This window comes from Ostreiculturibacter nitratireducens (assembly GCF_032670585.1).
Lineage (GTDB): Bacteria > Pseudomonadota > Alphaproteobacteria > Rhodobacterales > Rhodobacteraceae > Ostreiculturibacter > Ostreiculturibacter nitratireducens.
In genome coordinates, this window is record NZ_JAVQHL010000002.1 from 336,871 (window position 1) to 359,551 (window position 22,681).

Genomic DNA, 22,681 nt, shown 5'->3' on the forward strand with positions numbered 1-22,681 from the left:
AGGTGCGGCGCCATGCCGAAGGATTATATCGTCAGGGATATTGCGCTGGCCGAGTTCGGTCGCAAGGAACTGGACATCGCCGAGACCGAAATGCCGGGTCTGATGGCGCTTCGCGAGGAATTCGGCGCGACGAAGCCGCTCACGGGCGCGCGGATCGCCGGGTCGCTCCACATGACGGTCCAGACGGCCGTGCTGATCGAAACGCTGAAGGCGCTGGGCGCGGACGTGCGCTGGGCCTCGTGCAACATCTTCTCGACGCAGGATCACGCGGCGGCGGCGATCGCCGCCGCCGGCGTTCCGGTCTTCGCCATCAAGGGCGAGACGCTGGAGGATTACTGGGCCTACACGGACCGGATCTTCCAGTTCGAGGAGGGCACGGCCAACATGATCCTCGACGACGGCGGGGATGCGACGCTCTACATCCTCATGGGTGCGCGCGTCGAAAACGGCGAGGAGGACCTGATCGCCGTGCCGCAGTCGGACGAGGAGGTCTGCCTTTTCAACCAGATCCGGAAGCGGCTGAAGGAAAGCCCCGGCTGGTTCACGAAGCAGCGTGACGCGATCCAGGGCGTCAGCGAAGAGACGACGACGGGCGTTCACCGTCTTTATGACCTGCACAAGCGCGGCCTTCTGCCCTTCCCGGCGATCAACGTGAACGACTCCGTCACGAAGTCGAAGTTCGACAACAAGTACGGCTGCAAGGAAAGCCTCGTCGATGGGATCCGGCGTGCGACGGATACGATGATGGCCGGCAAGGTCGCGGTCGTCTGCGGCTATGGCGACGTGGGTAAGGGCTCCGCCGCGTCGCTGCGGGGCGCCGGCGCGCGTGTGAAGGTAACAGAGGTCGATCCGATCTGCGCGCTTCAGGCGGCGATGGATGGTTACGAGGTCGTGACGCTGGAAGAAACCCTGCAATCCGCGGACATCTTCATCACGGCGACCGGCAACAAGGACGTCATCCGCATCGAGCACATGCGCGAGATGAAGGACATGGCGATCGTCGGCAACATCGGCCATTTCGATAACGAGATCCAGGTCGCCGCGCTGCGCAATCACAAATGGACCAACATCAAGGACCAGGTGGACATGATCGAGATGCCCTCGGGGCACCGGATCATCCTTCTGTCCGAAGGCCGGCTTCTGAACCTCGGTAACGCCACGGGCCACCCGAGTTTCGTCATGTCGGCGTCCTTCACGAACCAGGTCCTCGCGCAGATCGAACTCTGGACCAAGGGCAAGGACTACAAGCCCGGCGTCTATATCCTGCCCAAGCATCTCGACGAGAAGGTCGCGCGGCTGCACCTGAGCCGGATCGGCGTGAAGCTCACCGAGCTGCGCCCCGACCAGGCCGAGTACATCGGCGTCAAGGTGGATGGGCCGTTCAAGTCGGATCATTACCGGTACTGAGCGCCACCCTTACATCTTGGTCAAGATTGCGAGCCTCCGCGCGGACATGCGCGGAGGCTCCTTCGTCTCCGCCTCCACCGTCGCCATTTCCCCAACAAACGGGCGCATTTTGTTTTGCCTTATGGCTCAATTGGCCCCTAAGCTTGGCGTGCGGGTAAGGATATTACCCAGCGACCTCGATGGAACCTTCGGGACAGGTGGGAGCAAGAGATGAGTAAGAGAGACGAGCTGATCGCCAAATATGCCGACGATCTGAGGAACAAGTGCGGGATGACCCCGGACATGGATCTTCTGACCAAGGTGACGATCGGCTGCGGTCCGGCAATCTACAACCCCGATGCCGAGACCGTGGCGGCCAGCCAGGAATCCGAACTCGAGACGGTCAAGAACAATTTCCTGGTCAAGAAACTCGGCCTCAGGGACGGCCCCGAACTGATGGCGGCGGTCAATGCCGTGATCGAGACCTACGGCCGTTCCGAGCGCAACAAATATCGTGCTGTCGTTTACTACATGCTTGTGAAGCATTTCGGGAAGGAAGGCGTTTACGCCTGACGCGGCCCATCGCTGAGATCGGCGCCCCCGAACGAGAGGCGCCGATTTCGCTTCGGGGCCAGCCATCCTTAATACATTGAATTTGCGCAGATTTGTCCAAACAGAACGCTTGCCGGGAATCGGTGGTGAGCGTAGCGTTGGATCAACAAGGCCAGGACGGCCGGGACCTTTCAGATCACGTGTGGTGCTAGGGGAGCACGTGGGGTGGTGGAGGGTCCCGGAACGTGTTCCGGGGCCCTCCCTCAATTTCAGATCAACCCGATCACCGCGCCGATGATGGCGCAGCCGAGGACGGCATAGCCGCCGTCGATGAAGGTCAACGCCTTCGGGCGATCGGCATAGGCATAGTTGATCACGATCCAGGGCAAGGCGATGAAGGCACCGAGGCCAAGACCCGCGACGAGGCCCGGGATCACCCCGTCGACCCCGCTCATGGAAAAGATGTGCCGGATCATCCCTGCCACGACGAGCATCGCTATGGCGGCGATCACGAAGGGCGTGATGCTCCGGTTCATCGGCCGGCCATCCGCGTCCACGGCGATGCCGGCTGCGGCGACCCACTGCCGCGACAGTTTCATGTACCAGAATGCCCCGAAGGCATAGGCCGCAGCAGCGGCTACGATGACGCTCACGATTTCCATTTTTTCCCCGCGCTTGTTCCTGCACGGGGATGATGCGCGCCTTCTCACGAGCCGTCCAGAGACAGGCTCAGAGCCCGCCCAACCCGCAGATGACGCGCCATTCCTCCTCGGTCACCGGCTGGACCGAAAGTCGCGTGTTCTTCACCAGCGCCATGTCCGCGAGGCGCGGATCGGCCTTGGCCTCCTCGAGCGTCACGGGGCGCTTCAGGGGCTTCACCGCGCGGATGTCCACGCAGTCCCAGCGCGGATCGTCAGTCGTGCTGTCGGGATGGCTCTCGGCGCAGACCTCGACGATGCCGACGACCTCCTTGCCGATGTTGGAGTGATAGAAGAACCCGAGGTCTCCGACCTTCATCGCCCGCATGTTGTTGCGCGCCTGATAGTTGCGGACGCCGTTCCACTCCTCGCCCTCGGCGCCCTTTGCGACCTGGTCGTCCCAGCTCCAGACGTCCGGCTCGGATTTGAAGAGCCAGTAGGCCATCAGCCGATCACCTTCTTCCATTCGGTGATGTCCACATTCTCGAAGAGGCCCGCCTTGGCATAGGGATCGCCCGCCGCCCAGGCCCGGGCCGCTTCGATGCTGTCGGTTTCAAGGACGATCAGCGAGCCGCACATCTCGCCGCCCTCGATCAGCGGCCCGGCCATTTCCACGATCCCCGTTTCCTTGATGTAGGCGAGGTGCTCGGACCGGGTGTCGAGCCTGACTTGCAGATGACCGGGCTTGTCCCGGCAGACGACGGCAAAGCGCATGTATCACTCCTTCTTCAGCGGCCGCGCCATCAGCGTTTCGACTGCGGCGGGGACTGTGGTTCTGCCTTCGACGATCGCGGCGACCATCTCGGCAATCGGCATCTCGACCCCGTGGCGCGCGCCAAGCGCGGTGGCGGCGCGCGCGGTGGCGACACCCTCCACGGTCACGCCGGCGGCCGGTGTCTCGCCCGCGCCAAGCGCGTGGCCATAGCTGTAATTGCGGGACTTCGACGAGGTGCAGGTGAGGACGAGGTCCCCAAGCCCCGAAAGGCCCGTGAGCGTATCCTGTGCGGCGCCGAGGGCGAGGGCGAGGCGGCTCATCTCGGCGAAGCCCCGCGTCAGGAGGGCCGCGCGCGCGCTGTGCCCGAGGCCGGCGCCGATGACGACGCCGGACGCGATCGCGATCACGTTCTTCAACGCGCCGCCAAGTTCTGCGCCGATCATGTCCGAGGTGCGGTAAAGGCGGACGGTGGATGTCGAAAGCTGCTCCTGCAGCGCGGCACCGGTCCCGTCGTCCTCGCAGGCGAGCGTCAGGGCGGTCGGCAGGCCGCGCGCGATGTCCACGGCAAAGCTCGGTCCGGTCAGGATCGCGGCGATCGCGCGGGGGCAGGTCTCCGCGATGATCTCGGCCGAGCCGCGCCCCGTGGCGAGGTCGATGCCCTTGGCGCAGGCGACCAGCGACTTGCCGTCGAGCGTGTTCGCGTGCTCGGCCAGAAACCCGGCGAGCTGCTGCATCGGAACCGCGACCAGAACGGTTCGCGCCGCAGCGAAATCCGCAAGATCCGCCGAAATAGAGACGTTTTCGGGGATCACGGCGTCCGGAAGCCGGCGCTCGTTCCGCCGCGACTTCCGCATCGCCTCGACCTGTTCGGGATCGCGTGCCCAAAGACCAACGGGGATGCCGTCGCGCGCCAGCGTGATGGCGAGTGCGGTGCCGAAGGCTCCCGCGCCGAGGACCACGATGCTCATGCCTTCGCCCCCTTCTTCCCCGATCCGATGAGCGCCGGGCCACTTGTGTCGAGCGGCCAGCGCGGGCGAGCGGAAAGCTCCATGCCGTTGCGTGCGCCAAGCCTGTAGCGCTCGATCCCCGCCCAGGCGATCATAGCGGCGTTATCGGTGCAAAGCGCAAGCGGTGGCGCCAGGAATTCCGCCCCCGTCTCGGCGGCGACGTCTTTCAGAGCTGCGCGGATCGACCGGTTCGCGGCGACACCGCCCGCGACGGCGAAGGACGGCGCGTTGCAGGCCGCGAGCGCGCGGCGCGACTTCTCGGCCAGCACGTCGCGGACCGCCGCCTGGAAGCCCGCGCAGAGGTCCGCCCGGTCCTGCACCGTCAGACCACCCTTTTCCGCGATAAGTGCATCGCGCGCCCTGAGGAGCGCCGTCTTGAGACCGGAGAAGGAGAAGTCGCATCCCTCGCGATCGAGAAGCGGGCGCGGGAAGGCGAAGCGCCGCGGATCGCCCCGCAGCGCCTCGGACTCGACCGAAGGCCCACCGGGCTGCGGCAGGCCGAGGAGTTTCGCCACCTTGTCGAATGCCTCGCCCGGCGCGTCGTCGATCGTCCCGCCAAGACGCTTGAAGCTTTCAGGCCCGTTTACCAGGAGGAACTGGCAGTGCCCGCCCGAAACGAGAAGCATCAGGTAGGGAAACGCGAGCCCGTCGGTCAGCCGCGGCGTCAAGGCATGACCAGCGAGGTGGTTGACTGCGACAAGCGGCAGTCCCGCGCCCGCCGCGATCCCCTTGGCGCACATCACGCCCGAAAGAACCCCGCCGATGAGACCGGGTCCGGCGGTGACGGCAACCGCGTCCAGATCGGACAGCGCCACACCTGCGCCGCTCAGCGCCTCCTCGACGCAGAGATCGAGCTTCTCCGCATGCGCCCGCGCCGCAAGCTCCGGCACGACGCCGCCGTAGGCCGCGTGCAGCTCGGTCTGGCCCGCGACGACGGACGAAAGGATGTCCGCGCGCCCATCGGACAGCCGGACGACGGCCGCGGCGGTATCGTCGCAGCTGCTTTCAAGCCCAAGGATCGTGATCGTCTCTGCCATCGCCCCGGCCATTGCCTGCGCGTCCACCGGCAGGTAACACCGGGCAGGGTTTCAGACAATCCCGGCGGAGACAATCGTGGCAGGTGCACGACCGACGGTCCTTCTGACGCGGCCAGAACCCGCTTCGCGCCGTTTCGCCGAAGCGCTGAGATCGCGGCTGGGCGAACTCAGGGTCGTGATATCGCCGGTGACCCGGACCGCCTTTCGCGCGCCGGATCTCCCCGACCGTGATTTCGCCGGCCTCGTCTTCACGTCCGAGAACGCCGTCACCGGCTTCTGCCGGCTTTCCCCCCGCCGCGACATCCATGCCTGGTGCGTGGGTGAACGCACGGCCGGCGCTGCGCGAAAGGAGGGTTTCGCCGTGACGAGAGGTCCGGGCGACGGGGCGGCGCTCGCCGAGGCAATGATCGCGGCCGCCGTGCCCGGCCCGGTTCTCTGGCCGCATGGTGCCGACATGGCCTTCGACATCGCCGAGAGGCTGAATTCGGCCGGAGTAGAGACTGTTTCGGCGGTGGTCTACGAACAGGAAGCCCTGCCGCCGACGGCCGAGGCGCAGGCGCTGCTTTCGGGAAGTGTTCCGGTTCTCCTGCCGCTGTTCTCGGCCCGCAGCGCGCGGCTGGTGGTCGATTGGGCGCGCGGCAGCACCGCGCCGTTCAGCGTCGCGGCCATGAGCGAGGCCGTCGCCAGGGCCTCCGAACCGCTCGCGGCCGGGAACCTCGTCGTCGCTGAGCGGCCGGATGCCGAGGCGATGCTGGATGCGATTGGGGCGCTTATTGACGCAGCCGACGCGCCTTGAGGGGCGGACGGGTGCTGGCTAGAGTGATCTGGAATCCTGGCGCGGGTTAGTGCCCGAAACCCTAATGAGAATCGGAAGGAAATTGCCCGTGGCGAAAGCGCAAGAACCCGATCCCAAGGCCGATGCCGAGGTCGAAGCCGCAGAGGTGAAGTCGACTGAGGGCACGGAAGCCCAGGCAGAGGAGACGGTGCCGACGCCGGACGACGTGGTTGCGGTCGAGGAGCCCGCGCCGGAGCCCCCGCAAGTCGACGAAGTCCCGCAGGAAGCTCCGGCAGAGCCCGAGCCCGTGAAGACCGAACCGCCGGTCCGGCGGCGGGGCGGCTTCTGGCCGACCGCGCTCGGCGGGGTCGTGGCCGCAGGGATCGGCGCCGGAGCAGCGCTCTTCGTCTTCCCGGAAGGTTGGCGCGCGCCGGAGCCGGTAAAGGACGATGCCGCGATCACGGAGCGGATCTCGACTGTCGAAGCGGAGCTCGCGCAGCTGAAGTCGGAAAGAGCCACGATCGCTTTCGTGGAGTCCCGGTTCGGGGAGATCTCCGCCCGGATCGACGAGATCGCGGCGCAGTTCCAGAACGCGGGCCCGGGCGAGGTCCTGGCGCCTTCGGGAGATACGGCGGCATTGGCTGCGGAACTGGCGGATTTGAAGGCGAACGCGGCTTCCGTCGACTTCGTCACAACGGGCCTCGACGAGATGTCGCGGCGCATCGATGCCCTTCAGGACAGCCTGCGCGCCATCGGTGCCGCGCCTGGTGAGGCGGGTTCGGCCGAAGGTATCGCCGCGCTTGCGGCCGATGTGGCGGAACTCAGGTCACGCGCGGCATCCGCAGAATTCGTGACCAACAGCGTCGGCGAACTGTCGGCCCGGATCGATTCGCTCGAAAGCGAAATCGCGGCGATCAGGGCGGAACTTGCCGAGGGCGGGGCAGCGGCAGCCGATATCGCTGCGGCGGCGGCCGAGGCCGAAGCGAAGATCGCGGAGGCCGAAGCCGAGGCCACCCGTCTGAAGCAGGAAACGGAAGCGGCGATGCAACGCGTCGCCGCCCGCGCCGCGCTGAGCCATGTGCAGGCCGCTTTCGAAACCGGAACGCCGATGGCCGGAGCGCTGGACGAACTCGCCGCGGCCGGTGTCGAAATCCCGGAAGCGCTTCGGGCGACAGCGGACGGCATGCCGAGCCTGCAGGCACTTCAGGGCTCCTTTCCGGACGCCGCGCGTGCCGCGCTGACCGAATCCCTCAAGGTGACGACGGAGGACGCGGGCACGATGGATCGTATCGGGGCATTCCTGCGCAGCCAGACCGGTGCGCGATCGCTCGAACCGCGTGAGGGCGACGATCCGGACGCCGTGCTTTCGCGGGCCGAAGCGGCCCTGCGCGGGGGTGACCTCGCCGCGGCGATAGCCGAACTCGACGGGCTGCCCGAAGAGGGCAAGGCCGCGATGGAGCCCTGGACCGCCGGCGCAAGGGCGCGTCTTGCGGCTGCCGAGGCGATCGCCGCCCTTCCCGCAGCTCTGGATTGAGGGGGTCGCGATGGTCTGGTCCTTGGTGAAGATCGTTCTCTTCGTCGCCGCGATCGCCCTGCTGACCCTCGGCGCGGGTTACCTCTCGGAATCGGGTGAGGGTATCCGAATCGCCGTGGCGGGCTGGGAATACACGCTCGACCCGCTTCAGACGGTCATTGCCGCGCTCGTTCTCCTGATCCTGGTCTGGCTTTCCATCCGGCTCGCGGGGCTTGCCGTCGCGATCCTGAAATTCCTGACCGGGGACGAAACCGCGTTCAGCCGCTATTTCGACCGCAACCGCGAGCGGAAGGGCTATCAGGCGCTGGCCGACGGCATGATGGCGGTGGCCTCGGGCGAAGGGCGGCTTGCGATTTCCAAGGCCGCGAAGGCCGAGAGATATCTGAACCGGCCGGATCTGACGAACCTTCTGACCGCGCAGGCGGCAGAGATGATCGGCGACACGAAGAAGGCGACGGAGGTCTACAAGCGTCTGCTTTCCGACGACCGCACGCGATTCGTCGGCATTCGCGGCCTGATGAAGCAGAAGCTTTCCGAGGGCGACACGGAAACGGCGCTGAAGCTTGCGGAAAAGGCCTATGCGCTGAAGCCGAAGCACGAGGAGGTGCAGGACGTCCTCCTGAAGCTTCAGGCCGAGAAGGGCGACTGGAAGGGCGCGCGGGTGACGCTTGGCCAGAAGCTCCGCCAGGGGCTCCTGCCGCGGGACGTGCACCGGAGGCGCGACGCCGTCCTGGCGTTGCAGGAAGCGAAAGGCATCTTCGCCGAAGGCACGCCGATCGAGGCGCGCGAGGCGGCGATCGGGGCGAATCGGCTGTCGCCCGACCTGATCCCGGCGGCTGTCATGGCTGCGCGCAGCTACATCGCCGAGGGTCGGCCGAAATACGCGTCGCGCGTCATTCTCAAGGCCTGGGAGGCCCAGCCTCATCCGGACCTCGCCGCGGCCTTCGCCGAAATCGCGCCGGAGGAAAACCCGAGCGAGCGCCTGAAGCGTTTCGAATCTCTCCTGCGCCTGCGTCCCGACCACGCGGAGACGAAGCTCCTGCGAGCAGAACTCAACATCGCCGCCGAGGATTTCCCGGCCGCGCGCAGGGCGCTTGGCGACCTGCCAGAGACGGATCCGACCGCGCGTTCGCTGACGATCATGGCGGCTATCGAACGCGGCGAGGGAGCCGACGATGCGGCCGTTCGCGGCTGGCTGGCGCGCGCCCTGACCGCGAGCCGGGGCCCGCAGTGGTGCTGTGACAAGTGCCACAACATCCAGGCCGACTGGGCTCCGATCTGCGACAATTGCGGCGGCTTCGACACGCTGTCCTGGCGCGAACCGCCGCATGGCGGGGTGCCCTTGCCCCATGGCGCGGAGATGCTGCCGCTGATCGTCGGCAGCCCGGCACGCAGAGCAGAGGCGGAAGAAGAGGCCGCCGCCTATGCCGAGGGCGCGGAGGAAGCCGAATCGCCGCGACCGCCGGATGCCTCGGAGGAGGAAATCGAAGACGCGCCCGTCGAGGAGCCGGAAGCCGTCGCGCTCGCCCGAGGGCTCCGGCCGGAAAATTAGGGCTACACACCCGCTTCCGATGGTGCTATTGGGCGCGCCACCAGGCCGGTGTAGCTCAGCTGGTAGAGCACGTCATTCGTAATGATGGGGTCGGGGGTTCGAGTCCCTTCACCGGCACCACTTCCCCTCCAAAGAAGTGTAGAGAGAACGGGAAAACCCCGTGGCAACAGGATTTTCTGACGATCCTTCCTCCACCGGCGCCTGGAATCGCGCGATGCGATAGCCCGATTTCGGGGTGGCGGTCCGGGTGCTGCCAAGCGCTGCGAGGGGCGAAACTCCAGGGACGCCGGGCTTCGCCCGTCGATTCGAGATCCGAGGCCTCTGGCGAAGCCTCACGAGTCCTTTTGCCGGCTCACGCCGCACCCCTCGGGGCGAGACGTTCGCGCTTGCGGCGCATCCGCTTCTGCATCGCCTCGTCCCCGGCTTCGGTTCCGTCGTGCCAGGTGCCGAACAGCTTGTCCAACGGGACCAGCGCGTCGCCGTAGGTCACCTCGAAGTACTTGTGGTGAAGGTAGTGCGTGTAGGCATGCGTCTTCATGGCGCGCTCCTCGTCGGCCGAAACGATCCTGTCGAAGCCGATGTGGCCCACGATCGCCCCCGTTCCCGACCAGTTCAGCGAACAGAGCGCGATCATCGGGTGCGACGGCAGGACCAGATGCACGAGCGAGGCCGAGAAGAACATCGCCTGTTCGACCGGGTGCATCGACAGCGACGACCAGGGACTGGGATTGACCGAGTTGTGGTGGACCGAATGGACGTGCTTGTGGAGGAACGGCGTGTGGATCAGCCGGTGGCCGATCTACCAGTGCGCCTCGTGCCAGATCGGCACGCCGGTCACGTAGGTGCGGATGGCACCGTCGAGCGCTTGGCTTCGGGACCAGAAGACCTCGGCTTTCCTGTTCCCCGGGAACTGGCCGTTGTATTTGAACGCGGTGCCCTGCCGGCGCTTTCTGTAGAGCCGCCACTCCATCGCGCCTTAGAAGATCAGGACAGCGGCGGAGTTGCGAAGGTAGATCAGCGCGATCCATCCGGGGGCGAAGGTCTTCAGCGTTCCGACGCTCGGCGTGAGGAGGAACCAGTAGATGGCGGACAGAGCCATCCACGAGACGTTCCAGGGCAGGAAGTAGCCCTTGAGGAACCCGAGGATTTCATTCGCCTCCCAGGGAAACCGCCAGATCGGCGCGATCATGTTCGGCCGGTTCGGCTTCCAGTCGCCGCGCTTGTTCCGGGTCCCGTATTGCAGGTCCTCCATGAAGGCCTCCCGTCCACGGGCAAATCATACCTGAACCGATGCACCGGTCGACATCCATGTCGGAGGCCTTTGCACCAGTCGGCGCGTTGGGACGCGAGGCATGGGTTCATCCCGGCCACGCCAGCGCGGCCAGCCGCCTAATCGCCTGCCGCATCCTCCCGTGGAGCGTTCGACCGGAGGATCCGGGTGAATCGCGCCGGGCCCGATACCTCGGGCATGTCGGGGGGGACGTTCGCGAGGTTCGCGATCAGGATGGTGTCCGAAGCCAGCCGGGCGAGTTCCCTGCGCAATGCCTCGGCATCTCGCGGCCGGATGACTTCGCGCGGGACGACGGTCTCGGGGGCAGCGGCGGTTTCGTCGGCAAGAATGACCTTGAGCGGCCTGTGAAGGTCCGCCGCGAGGTCTTGCGCTATCGCTTCGAGTTCGGGGTCGGCATGCGATCCCGCGAGGTAGACCACGTCGCCGGACGTCCTGGCGAGCGGCGCGCCGCCAAGCACAAGGACGTCGCCCGCCAAAGCGGCCTCGGTCAGTAACGCGGCCATCCGACCGGTCCGGCGGGCGAAGGACCAGCGCGCCGGAAGGGAACTCGCGGCGGCGGCAAGTTCCCTTTCGAACCGTTCCGCATCGCGCAGGAAGGCCGCGGCCATGCTCTCCGCGCCGATCCCGGAGACTCTCTGGCCGGCCGGAGTGATTATCCGCGCCCCCGGTCGGCGGGCTATGGCGAGGACCGCCTCTTCCTCGATGAGAACGGCATTGAGTTCGCCCGAGAAGCGGGCCGCGACCCGAAGCCCGATCCTGAGCGCCGAGTGCGCCTCGGCGTAGCAGGTCGCCCCAAGAACGATGCGCGCGCGCGCCTCTGTCATTCGTCCTCTCCTTCCTTGCCGCGTTTCTGGCCGAAGCGCCGCCTGACCTCCGCGAACTCGGTCAGCCGGGCCTCGACTAGACCGTTCACGCTGTCTTCGGGGAAGGCCCCTTTGGAGTCGCGGTCGCCAGCGGGCCGGCCTGTCAGCAGCGAGATGCCCTCGTCGATCGTGCCGATCGGGATGATGCGGAACTTGCCCTCGCGCACGGCATTCACGACCCGGTCGCGCAGGACGAGGTGCTTGACGTTCGACACCGGGATCAGCACGCCCTGCCGCCCGGTGAGGCCCGCCCGGGCGCAGGTGTCGAAGAACCCCTCGATCTTTTCGTTCACTCCGCCGATGGCCTGCACGTCGCCGAACTGGTTGACCGAGCCCGTCACGGCGAAGGACTGGTCGATCGGCAGGTTCGCGAGCGCGGACAGGAGCGCGAATAGCTCCGCCGCCGACGCACTGTCGCCCTCGACCCCGCCATAGCTCTGCTCGAAGACGAGGCTTGCCCAGAGCGACATGGGAAGTTCGGTGGCGTAATGCCCGGCGAGGTAGCCCGACAGGATCATGACACCCTTCGAATGGATCGGCCCGCCAAGCTCGGTTTCGCGTTCGATGTCCACGACCTTGCCCGAGCCGACGCGGACCCGCGCCGTGACGCGGGACGGTCTGCCGAAGCGCGTGCCGCCGAGGTCGATCACGGACAGCGCGTTGATCTGGCCCACGCGGGCGCCGTCCATGTCGATCAGGAGCGTGCCGCGCGCGACGGCGTCCTCGGAAAGTTCCCTGATCCGCCCTGCCCGGCGATCGGCCGCGGCGATCGCGGTTTCGATGTCCTCCTCGCGGATCGCCTCCGCGCCGGCTTCCCGTGCCCAGTGATCGGCTTCGCAGAGGAGGTCCGAGAGCTTGCCGATGTTCAGCGTGAACCGTTCGGCATCGTCCGCGACGCGCGCGCTTTCCAGAAGAAGCCGGCCAACGCCGTCCGCGCGGATCGGGCTGAGGCCCTCGCGGCGTACGATGCTTGCCGACAGGCGGGCAAAGAGTTCCCGCGTCTCCGGCGAGCGCGGGACGATGTCGTCGAAATCGGCTTCCAGCTTGAAGAGCCGGGGGAATTCCGGATCGAGCGCGGTCAGGAGATAATAGAGGATCCGCTCTCCGACGAGCACCACGCGCACCGAGAGCGGGACCGGGTCGGGCTCCAGCGACACCGTGGAGATGAGGCTCAGCCTTTCCCCGGCGGAGAAGATCTTGATCTCTCCCGTCCGGATGCAGCGCTTGAGCGCGTCCCAGGCGAAAGGCTCGGTCAGCAGCTGGCGCGCGTCCAGCACGAGGTAGCCGCCGTTGGCCCGATGCAGCGCGCCGGGGCGGATCATGGTGAAGTTGGTGACGAGCGTGCCCTGATGCGAGATGTATTCGATCCGCCCGATGAGGTTCGAAAGCGTCGGCAGGGTCTCCACCACGACGGGAGCGCCGTCCTGCCCGTCGGCCTGCGATACGACGACGTTCACGAGGTAGCGCTGGAACTGCGGCTTCGTGTAATGCTTCGTGGTCGCCACCGGGAACCCCCCGGCGCGCGCGCCCTCTTCCTGGATCAGGAAGAGCTCCGCATTCTCGATCATGTCCTTCCGCATCGCCTTGAAGAAGGCGATCACTTCGTCCTGGCCTTCGAACTGCGCCATCGCGTCGCTGATCGCGGCGTCGACGCCGCCCTCGGCCATCGCGACGTTCAGTTCCTCGACCTTGCGACGCTGATCCTTGACGCGTTTCGGCACGTGCTTGAGGATGGCCTCGAGTTCGTCCTCGGTCTTGCCGACGGCCTCGTCGATCTTCTCGCGTTCCTCGGGCGGAAGCTCGCGGTAGGCCTCGGGGGTCAGAACCTCCCCGTCCCGCAGGGCCGCAACCGCGAAGCCCATCGGCGTCCGGAGGATCGCGACCGACCTAGCACGGGCCTTTTCGGCCAGCTCCGTCATCGCCGCTTCCTGCTCCTTGGAGAACTCCTCCTCAACGGAGCGCCTGCGGGTCTGGTAGTCCTCGGATTCGAAGAGCGCAGGAAGGTCGTTCGCCAGATCGTCGATCAATTTCTCGACGACCTTCCGAAGCTCTTCGGCCTTGCCCGAGGAGAGCCGAATAGCCTTGGGGCGGCGGGGATCGTCGAAGTTGTTCACATAGACCCAGTCGTTCGGGTTGTCGCGTTCCGCCGCGGCGCGGGCGAGTTCGGCGCGCGTGGCTTCGTGCCGGCCGCTGCCGGCATTCCCGAGAACGAAGAGGTTGAAGGTGGAATGGGGCACCTTGGCCGCCATCCGGATCGCGCCCAGGGCGCGGTCCTGACCGGGCCAAGCGTCAAGAGGCTCGAGCTCTTTCGTGGTGGCGAAACCAAGTGTGTCCGGGTCGAAATCGCCCCCGAGGGCTTCGGCGCCAAGTGGTTCCGCCGTCACGATTTTGGTCATCTCGTCTTTCCTGCCTGCTGTTTGGGTCAACGTTCGGAGGTTGACAGCGACAGGGTGCGCCCGAGAATGATATTCGTCAAATCGCGGCACTCTGCCGCGCCATTGTGCAACCTTGCCGGTTGACATGGCTCAAGGAATTCACCATGTGATCGCCAATACATTCAAGAAACGGAATATCAAGCGAACAGCTTGAAAGGAACGGGAACATGCGCGCCAGAATCATCCTTCTATCCGCGATACTCGCCGCGCAGACCGCGTCGGCCGACGTCGTGACGGTCTCGGAAGAGGCGATCGTCGAGTGGAAGGCGGTCTACGGACAGGTCGAGACACGAGACAGAGTGCCGGCGCGTGCGCGCATCGGCGGAACCATCGTTTCGCTCGAAGTGGCCGAGGGCGATCGCGTGGAGGCCGGCCAGCGGATCGCGCTGGTCGAGGACGACAAGCTGGCCTTCCAGCTCGACTCGATCGACGCGCGGCTCGAGGCCCTGCGGGCACGCCTGGAAACGGCCAGCGCCGACCTGGAACGCGGTCGGCAGCTTCTGGAACGGGGCGTCATCAGCACCCAGCGGCTCGACCAGTTGCAGACAGCCGTGGACGTGATCGAAGGCGATATCCGCAGCCTCGAATCCGAACGGCTCGTCATCGAACAGCAAGTCGCCGAGGGTGAAGTCCTGTCGCCCGATGCCGGCGTCGTTCTTTCCGTGCCGATCTCGCGCGGGTCCGTCATCGCGCCGGGTGAGCCGGTCGCGGTGATCGCGGGCGGCGGCGTGTTCCTGCGCCTTGCCGTGCCGGAGCGCCATGCCCGCGACCTGGCCGAGGGCGACGAAATCGAAATCGGCTCCGGCTCGGATGACGCCGCGGAACGGCGGACCGGGCGGCTCGTGAAGCTTTACCCGCAGATCGCGGGCGGCCGTGTCGAGGCGGATGTGGAGGTCGAGGGGCTCGACGGTCGCTACGTGGGTCTTCGCGTCCCGGTGCGCCTGCCGGTTGGGGAACGCATGGCGATCCTCGTGCCGGAGACGGCGCTGACCCGCCATGGCGGGCTGGACTTCGTCAATGTCGAAACGGCCGGAGGCGAGGCAATCGCGCGGGCCGTGGTGCCGGGGGAAACGATCAGCCGCGACGGCGAAACCTGGCGGGAAATCCTGACCGGCCTCGAAGCCGGCGACCGGGTGGTTACCGAAAATGAGTGAAGGTGGAAACGCGCCGGACGGCGCACTTGGACTCGCCGGCCGGCTGACGCGGGCCTTCATCGTCTCGCCGCTCACGCCGCTGCTGCTGATGGCCTCGCTCGCGATGGGCCTCATCGCGCTCGTGAGCCTTCCGCGCGAGGAGGAGCCCCAGATCTCGGTTCCGCTCGTCGACATTCACGTGCGCGCCGATGGCCTCAGGGCCGAGGACGCGGTGAAGCTTATCACCGAACCGCTTGAGACCATCGTCAAGGGGATCGACCAGGTCGAGCACGTCTATTCCGATACTCGTGACGACCGGGCCATGGTGACGGCCCGGTTCCAGGTCGGCGTGTCTTCCGACACGGCCATCCTCCGGGTGCGGGACAAGATCCTGTCGAACCTCGACCGCATCCCGGTGGGTATCCCCGAGCCGCTCGTCGTGGGCCGCGGCATCAATGACGTCGCGATCGTCTCGCTGACATTCGCGCCCGCGCCGGGCCACGAGACCATGACGGCGGCGGACCTGACCCGCATCGCCCGCGAGGTCGAGATCGAACTGACGCGGATCGAGGACGTCGGCCTGACCTATCTCGTCGGCGCGACCGAGGAAGCGCTTCGCGTCGCGCCTGACCCGGAGAAGCTCGCTCTCTACGGGGTGACGCTACAGCAGCTCGCCGACAAGGTTCAGGGTGCGAACAGCGCCGCTGCCGCGGGCCTCATCCGTGACGAAGGCGAACAGATCGGCCTCGTCATCGGCAAGACGCTGGCGACGACCGAAGAAATCGGCAACCTCGAACTGACGACGCGGGACGGGCGGACCGTCTACGTGCGTGACGTCGCCGAAGTGGAGTTCGTCTCCGACCTCGACGAGGCGCATGTCGCCACCCTTGCGCACGGCGAGGATGGCGCCGTCGTCCGGCGGCCCGCCGTGACGCTGGCGCTGGCCAAGCGCGCGGGTGCGAACGCCGTGACCGTGGCGGAGGAGATCCTGCATCGCACCCATGCGATGGAAGGCAAACTCATCCCCGAAAGCGTCACGATCGAGGTCACGCGCGACTACGGCGAGACCGCGAACGAGAAGGCGAACGAGCTCCTCTTCCACCTTGGGCTCGCGACCGTGTCCATCGTCGCGCTGGTATTCATCGCCATCGGCTGGCGCGAGGCTGTCGTCGTGGCGGTCGTGATCCCGGTCACGATCCTCCTCACGCTCTTCGCGGCCTGGATCATGGGCTACACGCTGAACCGGGTGTCACTCTTCGCGCTGATCTTCTCGATCGGTATCCTCGTGGACGACGCCATCGTCGTGATCGAGAACATCGCCCGACACTGGGGCATGAAGCGGCAGAGCAAGAGCCCGATCGGCGCGGCGATCGCCGCAGTGGCGGAGGTCGGCAACCCCACGATCGTCGCGACGCTGACGGTCGTCGTGGCGCTTCTGCCGATGCTCTTCGTGTCGGGGCTGATGGGGCCCTACATGAGCCCGATCCCGGCGAACGCTTCGGCGGCGATGATCTTCTCGTTCTTCGTGGCCGTGATGATCACGCCCTGGCTCATGGTGAAGATCGCGGGGCGCGTCGATCATTCGGCCCATGGCGAACACGACGGCCATCCGGGCGGCGGTCTCGGCCGGTTCTATGCCGCCATCGCCCGGCCGCTCTTGCGCGGCAAGGGGCGGAGCCTGATCTTCCTGATCCTCGTCGCGGTCCTGTCGTTCGGGTCGCTCGCGCTGCTCTACACGCGCGACGTGACGGTGAAGCTCCTTCCGTTCGACAACAAGTCGGAGCTTTCGGTCATCGTCGACATGCCCGAAGGGACCTCGGTCGAGGCGACGGACGGCGTCGCGCAGGAAGCCGCGCGCATCGCGCTCGGCCTCGAAGAGGTTATCTCGGCCCAGACCCATGCGGGAACGGCCTCGCCCTTCAACTTCAACGGGCTGGTGCGGCACTACTACCTCCGCCAGAACCCGGAGATGGGAGAAGTCGCGATCAACCTCGAAGGCAAGGCCGAGCGTGACCGGACGAGCCACGAGATCGCGCTCGAACTGCGCGAACGGCTTGCCGAGGAGCTCCAGCTGCCGGAAGGCGCCGTCCTGAAGGTGGTCGAGCCCCCGCCGGGTCCGCCGGTGATCTCGACCCTTCTGGCCGAGATCTACGGCCCCGACGCCGAAACCCGGCGCGAGGTCGCGCGGAAGGTGCGCCAGGCCTTCGAGGAAGTCGATTTCATCGTCGACGCCGACGACAGCTTCGGCGAGCAGCCCCGGCGGCTCAGGGTCGAACTGTCGCCGAGCGACATGGATTACTTCCAGGTGCAGGAACGAGACGCGCTCGACACGCTTCGCCTCCTGAACTCCACGACCACGGTCGGCTACTCGCACCGCGGCGAAGGCCGCAGGCCGATCCCGATCGTCGTGTCGCGTGCCCGCGAAGACCGCGTGATGGATGAAACCGCGCTGTCGACCCCGGTGCCCGCGAACGCGCTGCCCGGCGCGCGCGGCGTCGTGGAGCTTGGCGACATCGTGCGCGTGACGGAGGAGGAGGGCTCCTACCCCGTGTTCCGCCATAACGGCTACGACGCGATCATGGTCACGGGCGAGCTTGCCGGAGACTTCGAGGCGCCGCTTTATGGCATGCTCGCGGTCGCAGAGCGGATCGACGCGATGGACTGGGAGGGGCTGGAGAAACCCGAGATCCGGCTTCACGGCCAGCCCGAGGAAACCGACCATCCCGTCCTTCTCTGGGACGGCGAATGGGAGGTGACCTGGGTGACCTTCCGGGACATGGGCGCGGCCTTCGCGGTGGCCCTTCTCGGGATCTACATCCTCGTCGTCGCGCAGTTCGGCTCGTTCCGCCTGCCGCTGGTGATCCTGACCCCGGTTCCGCTGACCTTCCTCGGGATCATGGGCGGGCACTGGGTCTTCAACGCGCCGTTCTCGGCCACGTCGATGATCGGGTTCATCGCGCTGGCGGGTATCATCGTGCGGAACTCGATCCTTCTCGTCGACTTCATCCGCCACGCCGATCCCGACAAGCGGGTGACGGTGGACATCCTGATCGAAGCGGGCGCGACCCGGTTCAAGCCGATCCTCCTGACGGCGATCGCCGCGATGATCGGCGCGGTCGTGATCCTGTTCGACCCGATCTTCCAGGGCCTCGCGATCTCGCTTCTGTTCGGGCTACTGTCCTCCACCGCTCTCACGGTGCTGGTGATCCCGGCGATCTACAGGCTCTTCAAGACCTGAGGCAATTTCCATGAAACGGCTTCGTGGCCCGGCACCCCCTGCCGGGCCACGTTTCTTTCATTCGGTCACTACAGAAATTTAACCTAGGTCAAGGCGGCGCCGATTTTCAGCCTCCACCATGATCGAGCGAGCATTGGCGGCGGACCGTCAAGCGTGCCCTGCGCGGGGACATCCCGGCGAAGGGCATCCATGGCGTAGGAATCCGCCCGTTGTGAGAAGGCTCGCAGATGGAGGAGAGGAAAGCCAATGACCGCATACAGACACGTATTTGCCGCCCTGGCCGTTGCCGGCGGCATCACTGCCAGCGGCGCCCACGCGCAAGGCACCGTCGAGGTGCTGCATTGGTGGACGTCCGGTGGCGAAGCCAAGGCCGTCGGCGAACTGAAAAGCGCCTTTGAAGGGCGCGGCGGTACCTGGATCGATTCGCCGATCGCAGGCGGTGGCGGCGATGCCGCGATGACCGCGCTGCGTGCGCGCGTCGTCGCAGGCAACCCGCCGACAGCCGTCCAGCTGAAAGGCCCGGGCATCCAGGAGTGGGCGCGCGAGGGTGCGCTGAACGACGTCGACGCCGTGGCCCAGGAAGAGAACTGGGACGGCGTGCTGCCTCCGGTGCTTGCCGGGATCATGAAATACGAGGGCAAGTATGTCGCCGCTCCGGTGAACATCCACCGCGTCGACTGGCTCTGGGCGAGCCCATCGGCACTCGAAAAGGCCGGCATCACCGAAATGCCGACGACCTGGGATGAATTCAACGCGGCGGCCGACAAGCTTCAGGCGGCGGGCATCATCCCGCTCGCGCATGGCGGCCAGCCCTGGCAGGACGCGACCGTCTTCGAGGACGTCGTCCTCGGCGTGGGCGGCGCGGAGTTCTATCGCAAGGCTCTCGTCGAACTCGATCAGGAAGCCCTGAAGAGCGACACGATGGTCGCGGCCTTCGATCAGCTCCGGAAGCTTCGGGGCTATGTCGATCCGAACTTCTCGGGCCGTGACTGGAACCTTGCGACGGCCATGGTGATCCGTGGCGAGGCCGGCTTCCAGATCATGGGTGACTGGGCCAAGGGCGAATTCCTCGCCGCGGGGCTCGAACCGGGCAAGGACTTTCTCTGCGCCCCGACGCCGGGGAACGGCTACGTCCTGAACTCTGACAGCTTCACCTTCTTCAAGGTGCAGGGCGAGGAGAACATCCAGGGTCAGCAGGTTCTGGCGAGCCTCATCATGTCGCCGGACTTCCAGAAGATCTTCAACCTCGCCAAAGGCTCGATCCCGGCGCGGACGGATGTGCCTCTGGACGAATTCGACGAATGCGCCAAGCGGTCTCACGCCGACCTCGTCGCCGCGATCGAGAACGACACCCTCGTGCCCTCGATGGCGCACGAGATGGCCATCCCGCGGTCGATCCGGGGTGAGTTCCTCGACCTCGTGACGGCGTTCTTCAACTCCGACATGAGCTCGCAGGACGCGGTCGAGCAGCTTGCCGCTGCCATCGAACGCGTGCAGTGACAAGGAAAGGTCCGGGGCCGACGAGGCCCCGGACCGATCACCGACATGGCAGGTGAAGCAAGCACATCGGGTGGGATCGGCCAGCGGCTCGAGCGCTGGCTTCCTCAGATCGTCGTTTCTCCGCTTTTCGCGCTCAGTCTTTTCTTCGTCTACGGGTTCATCCTGTGGACGGTCTACATCTCTTTCACGAGGTCCGGCGTCCTGCCGAACTACACCTTCGAAGGCATCGTGCAGTACGAAAGGCTCTGGTCGACGCCGCGCTGGCACGTCGCGCTGTCGAACCTCGTCGTGTTCTCCGTCCTCTTCATCGGCCTCTGCCTCGTGATCGGCATGCTGCTGGCGATCCTCCTCGACCAGAGGATCCGCATCGAGGGCGTGATCCGGACGATCTACCTGTACCCGATGGCGCTTTCGTTCATCGTGACCGGGACCGTCTGGAAATGGATCCTGAACCCCGGCCTCGGGATCGAGCGCCTGATGCGCCAGGCGGGGTTCGAGAACTTCACCTTCGACTGGCTCGTGAACCCCAATTTCGCGATCTACACGATCGTCATCGCCGGGGTCTGGCAGTCCTCGGGCTACGCGATGGCGCTGTTCCTCGCGGGGCTCAGATCGGTTGACGACGAGGTCCTCAAAGCCGCCGCGATCGACGGGGCGGGTGCCTTCCGGACCTACTTCAGCATCGTCCTTCCGATGATGCGGCCGGTCTTCATGTCGACGGTCATCATTCTCGCCCACCTTGCGATCAAGAGCTTCGACCTCGTCGTGGCCCTCACGGGCGGCGGCCCCGGCTATGCCACCGACATGCCGGCAACGTTCATGTATTCCTTCGCCTTCCAGCGCAGCGAACTGGGCGTCGCGGCCGCGAGCGCGGTCATGATGCTCGTCACGATCATCGCGATCATCGTGCCCTACCTCTATTCCGAACTTCGGAGGGATCAGCGGTGAGCGCGCGCGACCAGAGCGGCATCGTCCGGCGGGGCGGAATCGGCCAGCGGCTCCAGCGCGCGACGCTGTTCGCGCTTCTGGGGCTCTTCTGCCTCTATTACCTCGCGCCCCTCGTCGTGATGATCTCGACCTCCCTGAAATCGCTCGACGAGATCCGCGGCGGATCCCTCGTGAGCCTCCCGCAGGAGATTACCTTCGCGGCCTGGGGCAAAGCCTGGAACGAGGCCTGCGTCGGCGTGCGCTGCAACGGGCTGGAGCCATATGTCTGGAACTCGGTCATGATGGTCGTGCCGGCCGTCTTCGTCTCGACCTTCCTCGGGGCGATAAACGGCTATGCGCTGACGAAGTGGCGCTTCCGCGGGGCGGACATCATCTTCGCGCTGATCCTCTTCGGCGCCTTCATCCCGTTCCAGGTGATCCTTCTGCCGATGGCCCGGACGCTCGGCCTCATGGGGCTGGCGGGGACGATCCCGGGCCTCATCCTCGTTCACACGGTCTACGGCCTCGCCTTCACGACGCTCTTCTTCCGCAACTTCTTCATCGGCGTCTCGGACGGCATCGTGCAGGCCGCCAAGGTGGACGGGGCGGGCTTCTTCGGCATCTTCTTCCGGATCATCCTGCCGATGTCGATCCCCGCGATCGTCGTCACCGTGATCTGGCAGTTCACCCAGATATGGAACGACTTCCTGTTCGGCATCGCCTTCACCGTGGGCGAGAGCAACCCGGTGACGGTGGCCCTGAACAACGTGGTGATGACCTCGACCGGAGTGAAGGAATACAATGTCGACATGGCCGCAGCGATCATCGCGGCGCTGCCGACGCTTCTGGTCTACGTGGTGGCCGGGGCCTATTTCGTGCGCGGCCTCGCCGCCGGAGCCGTGAAGGGATAGCGATGTCGGGAATCCGTCTTGATAAGGTCTGCAAGAACTTCGGCGCCACCGAGGTGATCAAGGGCATCGACCTCGAGATCGAGCCGGGGGAGTTCGTGGTTCTCGTCGGCCCGTCGGGCTGCGGCAAGTCCACGCTTCTGAACCTGATCGCCGGGCTCGAGACGCTTACCTCCGGCAACATCTTCATCGGCGACCGCAAGGTGAACGAGGTGCCGCCGCGCGACCGTGACATCGCGATGGTGTTCCAGTCCTACGCGCTCTACCCGACCAAGACCGTGCGCGAGAACATCACCTTCGGCATGGAAACGCGGCGCATCCCTCGGGACGTGCAGGATGCCGCGGTGAAGGAATTCGCCACGCTCCTGCAGATCGACAAGCTTCTGGCGCGCAAGCCGGGCCAGCTTTCGGGCGGGCAGCGGCAGCGCGTGGCGATGGGGCGCGCGCTGGTCAGGAAGCCGGACGTGTTCCTGTTCGACGAACCTCTGTCGAACCTCGACGCGAAGCTCCGGATTGAGATGCGGACGGAGATCAAGAAGCTGCACCAGCGGCTCGGGAAGACCTCGGTCTACGTGACGCATGACCAGATCGAGGCGATGACGCTGGCCACGCGGATCGCGGTGATGGACCTCGGCCATATCCGCCAGTTCGCGGACCCGGCGACGGTCTACGAGGACCCGGCCGATCTGTTCGTCGCGGGCTTCATGGGGTCGCCACCCATGAACATGATCCCGGGCAAGCTCGTGCGGGAGGACGGGATGCATGTCGATTGCGGCGGGAATGGCGGGACGCCGATGCGGTTTCCTCTGCCGGACGCGATCGCGAGGCGCGTGGCCGACCAAGAGGGCATGGATGTCGTCCTCGGCCTCCGTCCCGAGACGATCTTCGCTGCGGGGACGGAACTGCCCGGCCCGAACCGCTACATCTTCGAGCGCCCCGTCGTCGTCGAGGAGCCGACCGGCCCGGACACCATGATCGTCTTCGAGATCGCGGGGCTCGACCTCATCGCGCGGGTCAGGCCGCAGGACGGGAAGCCCCAGGGCACCCCGTTCCGCTTCGAGGTGGAGATGGACCGCGCGAAGCTTTTCGACGCGAAGACGGGATTGCGCCTCTGACGCGGGCGCGCTGGC

The 22,681-nt window shown here is 66.2% G+C and carries 21 protein-coding genes and 1 tRNA gene; 12 read left to right on the forward strand and 10 right to left on the reverse strand.

Going from position 1 to position 22,681, the window contains the following annotated elements; translation table 11 throughout:
• Positions 1-12: 12 nt before the first annotated feature.
• Together ahcY and ABCN56_RS08925 are read left to right on the forward strand one after the other, a co-directional pair.
• The gene (ahcY, locus tag ABCN56_RS08920) at positions 13-1,407 is read left to right on the forward strand and encodes an adenosylhomocysteinase (RefSeq protein ID WP_343080461.1); all 1,395 of its coding nucleotides are present in this window, start codon (positions 13-15) and stop codon (positions 1,405-1,407) included.
• A gap of 210 nt (positions 1,408-1,617) precedes the next feature.
• On the forward strand, positions 1,618-1,959 hold the full coding sequence (locus tag ABCN56_RS08925; protein ID WP_343080462.1) for a DUF2853 family protein: 342 nt from the start codon (positions 1,618-1,620) through the stop codon (positions 1,957-1,959).
• 248 nt (positions 1,960-2,207) lie between these two features.
• Here the strand turns inward: ABCN56_RS08925 and ABCN56_RS08930 are convergent, their stop codons facing one another.
• From ABCN56_RS08930 to tsaD, 5 genes are all read right to left on the reverse strand, one after another.
• A complete protein-coding gene (locus ABCN56_RS08930; RefSeq protein WP_343080463.1) occupies positions 2,208-2,600 on the reverse strand; it encodes a DUF1761 domain-containing protein in 393 nt (130 codons plus the stop codon).
• Positions 2,601-2,667: 67 nt separating this feature from the next.
• Entirely contained in the window at positions 2,668-3,081 is a 414-nt protein-coding gene (locus ABCN56_RS08935) for an EVE domain-containing protein (protein WP_343081456.1), read from the reverse strand.
• Positions 3,081-3,350 (reverse strand): YciI family protein, encoded by a 270-nt coding sequence (locus ABCN56_RS08940; RefSeq protein WP_343080464.1) that lies wholly within the window; start codon positions 3,348-3,350, stop codon positions 3,081-3,083. Before ABCN56_RS08940 ends, ABCN56_RS08935 begins: the two co-directional genes overlap by 1 nt.
• Positions 3,351-3,353: 3 nt before the next feature.
• Positions 3,354-4,319, reverse strand: coding sequence for an NAD(P)H-dependent glycerol-3-phosphate dehydrogenase (locus ABCN56_RS08945; protein WP_343080465.1), 966 nt, complete (start codon positions 4,317-4,319; stop codon positions 3,354-3,356).
• On the reverse strand, positions 4,316-5,395 hold the full coding sequence (gene tsaD / locus ABCN56_RS08950; protein WP_343081457.1) for a tRNA (adenosine(37)-N6)-threonylcarbamoyltransferase complex transferase subunit TsaD: 1,080 nt from the start codon (positions 5,393-5,395) through the stop codon (positions 4,316-4,318). The genes ABCN56_RS08945 and tsaD overlap by 4 nt, the downstream gene beginning before the upstream one ends.
• Before the next feature lie 76 nt (positions 5,396-5,471).
• On the opposite strand from tsaD, the gene ABCN56_RS08955 reads away from it, so the two are divergent.
• The 4 genes from ABCN56_RS08955 to ABCN56_RS08970 all read left to right on the forward strand — a co-directional run bounded on the left by ABCN56_RS08955 (position 5,472) and on the right by ABCN56_RS08970 (position 9,376).
• Positions 5,472-6,191, forward strand: a complete 720-nt coding sequence (locus ABCN56_RS08955) for a uroporphyrinogen-III synthase (protein WP_343080466.1) — start codon at positions 5,472-5,474, stop codon at positions 6,189-6,191.
• A gap of 88 nt (positions 6,192-6,279) precedes the next feature.
• Positions 6,280-7,704, forward strand: a complete 1,425-nt coding sequence (locus ABCN56_RS08960) for a COG4223 family protein (protein WP_343080467.1) — start codon at positions 6,280-6,282, stop codon at positions 7,702-7,704.
• A gap of 10 nt (positions 7,705-7,714) precedes the next feature.
• Complete coding sequence (locus tag ABCN56_RS08965; RefSeq protein WP_343080468.1) at positions 7,715-9,256, forward strand: heme biosynthesis protein HemY; 1,542 nt, start codon at positions 7,715-7,717, stop codon at positions 9,254-9,256.
• A 44-nt stretch (positions 9,257-9,300) separates the two neighbouring features.
• A tRNA-Thr gene (locus ABCN56_RS08970) sits at positions 9,301-9,376 on the forward strand.
• Between the two features lie 232 nt (positions 9,377-9,608).
• Here the strand turns inward: ABCN56_RS08970 and ABCN56_RS08975 are convergent.
• From ABCN56_RS08975 to ABCN56_RS08995, 5 genes are all read right to left on the reverse strand, one after another.
• Positions 9,609-10,055, reverse strand: a complete 447-nt coding sequence (locus tag ABCN56_RS08975) for a sterol desaturase family protein (RefSeq protein WP_343081458.1) — start codon at positions 10,053-10,055, stop codon at positions 9,609-9,611.
• Complete coding sequence (locus ABCN56_RS08980; RefSeq protein ID WP_343080469.1) at positions 10,056-10,226, reverse strand: hypothetical protein; 171 nt, start codon at positions 10,224-10,226, stop codon at positions 10,056-10,058.
• Positions 10,227-10,232: 6 nt separating this feature from the next.
• Entirely contained in the window at positions 10,233-10,508 is a 276-nt protein-coding gene (locus ABCN56_RS08985; RefSeq protein ID WP_343080470.1) for a hypothetical protein, read from the reverse strand.
• Positions 10,509-10,645: 137 nt separating this feature from the next.
• A complete protein-coding gene (locus tag ABCN56_RS08990; RefSeq protein WP_343080471.1) occupies positions 10,646-11,371 on the reverse strand; it encodes a hypothetical protein in 726 nt (241 codons plus the stop codon).
• Positions 11,368-13,806 (reverse strand): Lon protease family protein, encoded by a 2,439-nt coding sequence (locus tag ABCN56_RS08995; protein WP_343080472.1) that lies wholly within the window; start codon positions 13,804-13,806, stop codon positions 11,368-11,370. The genes ABCN56_RS08990 and ABCN56_RS08995 overlap by 4 nt, the downstream gene beginning before the upstream one ends.
• A gap of 206 nt (positions 13,807-14,012) precedes the next feature.
• Between ABCN56_RS08995 and ABCN56_RS09000 the strand changes: the two genes are divergently transcribed.
• The 6 genes from ABCN56_RS09000 to ABCN56_RS09025 all read left to right on the forward strand — a co-directional run bounded on the left by ABCN56_RS09000 (position 14,013) and on the right by ABCN56_RS09025 (position 22,666).
• Complete coding sequence (locus tag ABCN56_RS09000; RefSeq protein ID WP_343080473.1) at positions 14,013-14,999, forward strand: efflux RND transporter periplasmic adaptor subunit; 987 nt, start codon at positions 14,013-14,015, stop codon at positions 14,997-14,999.
• Positions 14,992-18,216 carry an efflux RND transporter permease subunit gene (locus ABCN56_RS09005; RefSeq protein ID WP_343080474.1) on the forward strand — a complete coding sequence of 1,075 codons (3,225 nt, stop codon included), beginning with the start codon at positions 14,992-14,994 and terminating at the stop codon, positions 18,214-18,216. Before ABCN56_RS09000 ends, ABCN56_RS09005 begins: the two co-directional genes overlap by 8 nt.
• 246 nt (positions 18,217-18,462) lie before the next feature.
• Positions 18,463-19,716 (forward strand): ABC transporter substrate-binding protein, encoded by a 1,254-nt coding sequence (locus ABCN56_RS09010; RefSeq protein WP_343080475.1) that lies wholly within the window; start codon positions 18,463-18,465, stop codon positions 19,714-19,716.
• Positions 19,717-19,761: 45 nt separating this feature from the next.
• Entirely contained in the window at positions 19,762-20,664 is a 903-nt protein-coding gene (locus ABCN56_RS09015; RefSeq protein ID WP_343080476.1) for a carbohydrate ABC transporter permease, read from the forward strand.
• A 38-nt stretch (positions 20,665-20,702) separates the two neighbouring features.
• Positions 20,703-21,554, forward strand: a complete 852-nt coding sequence (locus ABCN56_RS09020) for a carbohydrate ABC transporter permease (protein ID WP_343081459.1) — start codon at positions 20,703-20,705, stop codon at positions 21,552-21,554.
• A 2-nt stretch (positions 21,555-21,556) separates the two neighbouring features.
• Positions 21,557-22,666: an ABC transporter ATP-binding protein gene (locus ABCN56_RS09025; RefSeq protein ID WP_343080477.1), complete on the forward strand. Its 1,110-nt coding sequence runs from the start codon at positions 21,557-21,559 to the stop codon at positions 22,664-22,666.
• Positions 22,667-22,681 lie beyond the last annotated feature (15 nt).

Bases quoted from the DNA above. Each gene is read 5' to 3' on its own strand.
- ahcY (WP_343080461.1), top strand. From the start codon at position 13: ATGCCGAAGGATTATATCGTCAGGGATATTGCGCTGGCCGAGTTCGGT.
- ABCN56_RS08925 (WP_343080462.1), top strand. From the start codon at position 1,618: ATGAGTAAGAGAGACGAGCTGATCGCCAAATATGCCGACGATCTGAGG.
- ABCN56_RS08930 (WP_343080463.1), bottom strand. From the start codon at position 2,600: ATGGAAATCGTGAGCGTCATCGTAGCCGCTGCTGCGGCCTATGCCTTC.
- ABCN56_RS08935 (WP_343081456.1), bottom strand. From the start codon at position 3,081: ATGGCCTACTGGCTCTTCAAATCCGAGCCGGACGTCTGGAGCTGGGAC.
- ABCN56_RS08940 (WP_343080464.1), bottom strand. From the start codon at position 3,350: ATGCGCTTTGCCGTCGTCTGCCGGGACAAGCCCGGTCATCTGCAAGTC.
- ABCN56_RS08945 (WP_343080465.1), bottom strand. From the start codon at position 4,319: ATGAGCATCGTGGTCCTCGGCGCGGGAGCCTTCGGCACCGCACTCGCC.
- tsaD (WP_343081457.1), bottom strand. From the start codon at position 5,395: ATGGCAGAGACGATCACGATCCTTGGGCTTGAAAGCAGCTGCGACGAT.
- ABCN56_RS08965 (WP_343080468.1), top strand. From the start codon at position 7,715: ATGGTCTGGTCCTTGGTGAAGATCGTTCTCTTCGTCGCCGCGATCGCC.
- ABCN56_RS08980 (WP_343080469.1), bottom strand. From the start codon at position 10,226: ATGGAGTGGCGGCTCTACAGAAAGCGCCGGCAGGGCACCGCGTTCAAA.
- ABCN56_RS08985 (WP_343080470.1), bottom strand. From the start codon at position 10,508: ATGGAGGACCTGCAATACGGGACCCGGAACAAGCGCGGCGACTGGAAG.
- ABCN56_RS08990 (WP_343080471.1), bottom strand. From the start codon at position 11,371: ATGACAGAGGCGCGCGCGCGCATCGTTCTTGGGGCGACCTGCTACGCC.
- ABCN56_RS08995 (WP_343080472.1), bottom strand. From the start codon at position 13,806: ATGACCAAAATCGTGACGGCGGAACCACTTGGCGCCGAAGCCCTCGGG.
- ABCN56_RS09000 (WP_343080473.1), top strand. From the start codon at position 14,013: ATGCGCGCCAGAATCATCCTTCTATCCGCGATACTCGCCGCGCAGACC.
- ABCN56_RS09005 (WP_343080474.1), top strand. From the start codon at position 14,992: ATGAGTGAAGGTGGAAACGCGCCGGACGGCGCACTTGGACTCGCCGGC.
- ABCN56_RS09010 (WP_343080475.1), top strand. From the start codon at position 18,463: ATGACCGCATACAGACACGTATTTGCCGCCCTGGCCGTTGCCGGCGGC.
- ABCN56_RS09015 (WP_343080476.1), top strand. From the start codon at position 19,762: ATGGCAGGTGAAGCAAGCACATCGGGTGGGATCGGCCAGCGGCTCGAG.
- ABCN56_RS09025 (WP_343080477.1), top strand. From the start codon at position 21,557: ATGTCGGGAATCCGTCTTGATAAGGTCTGCAAGAACTTCGGCGCCACC.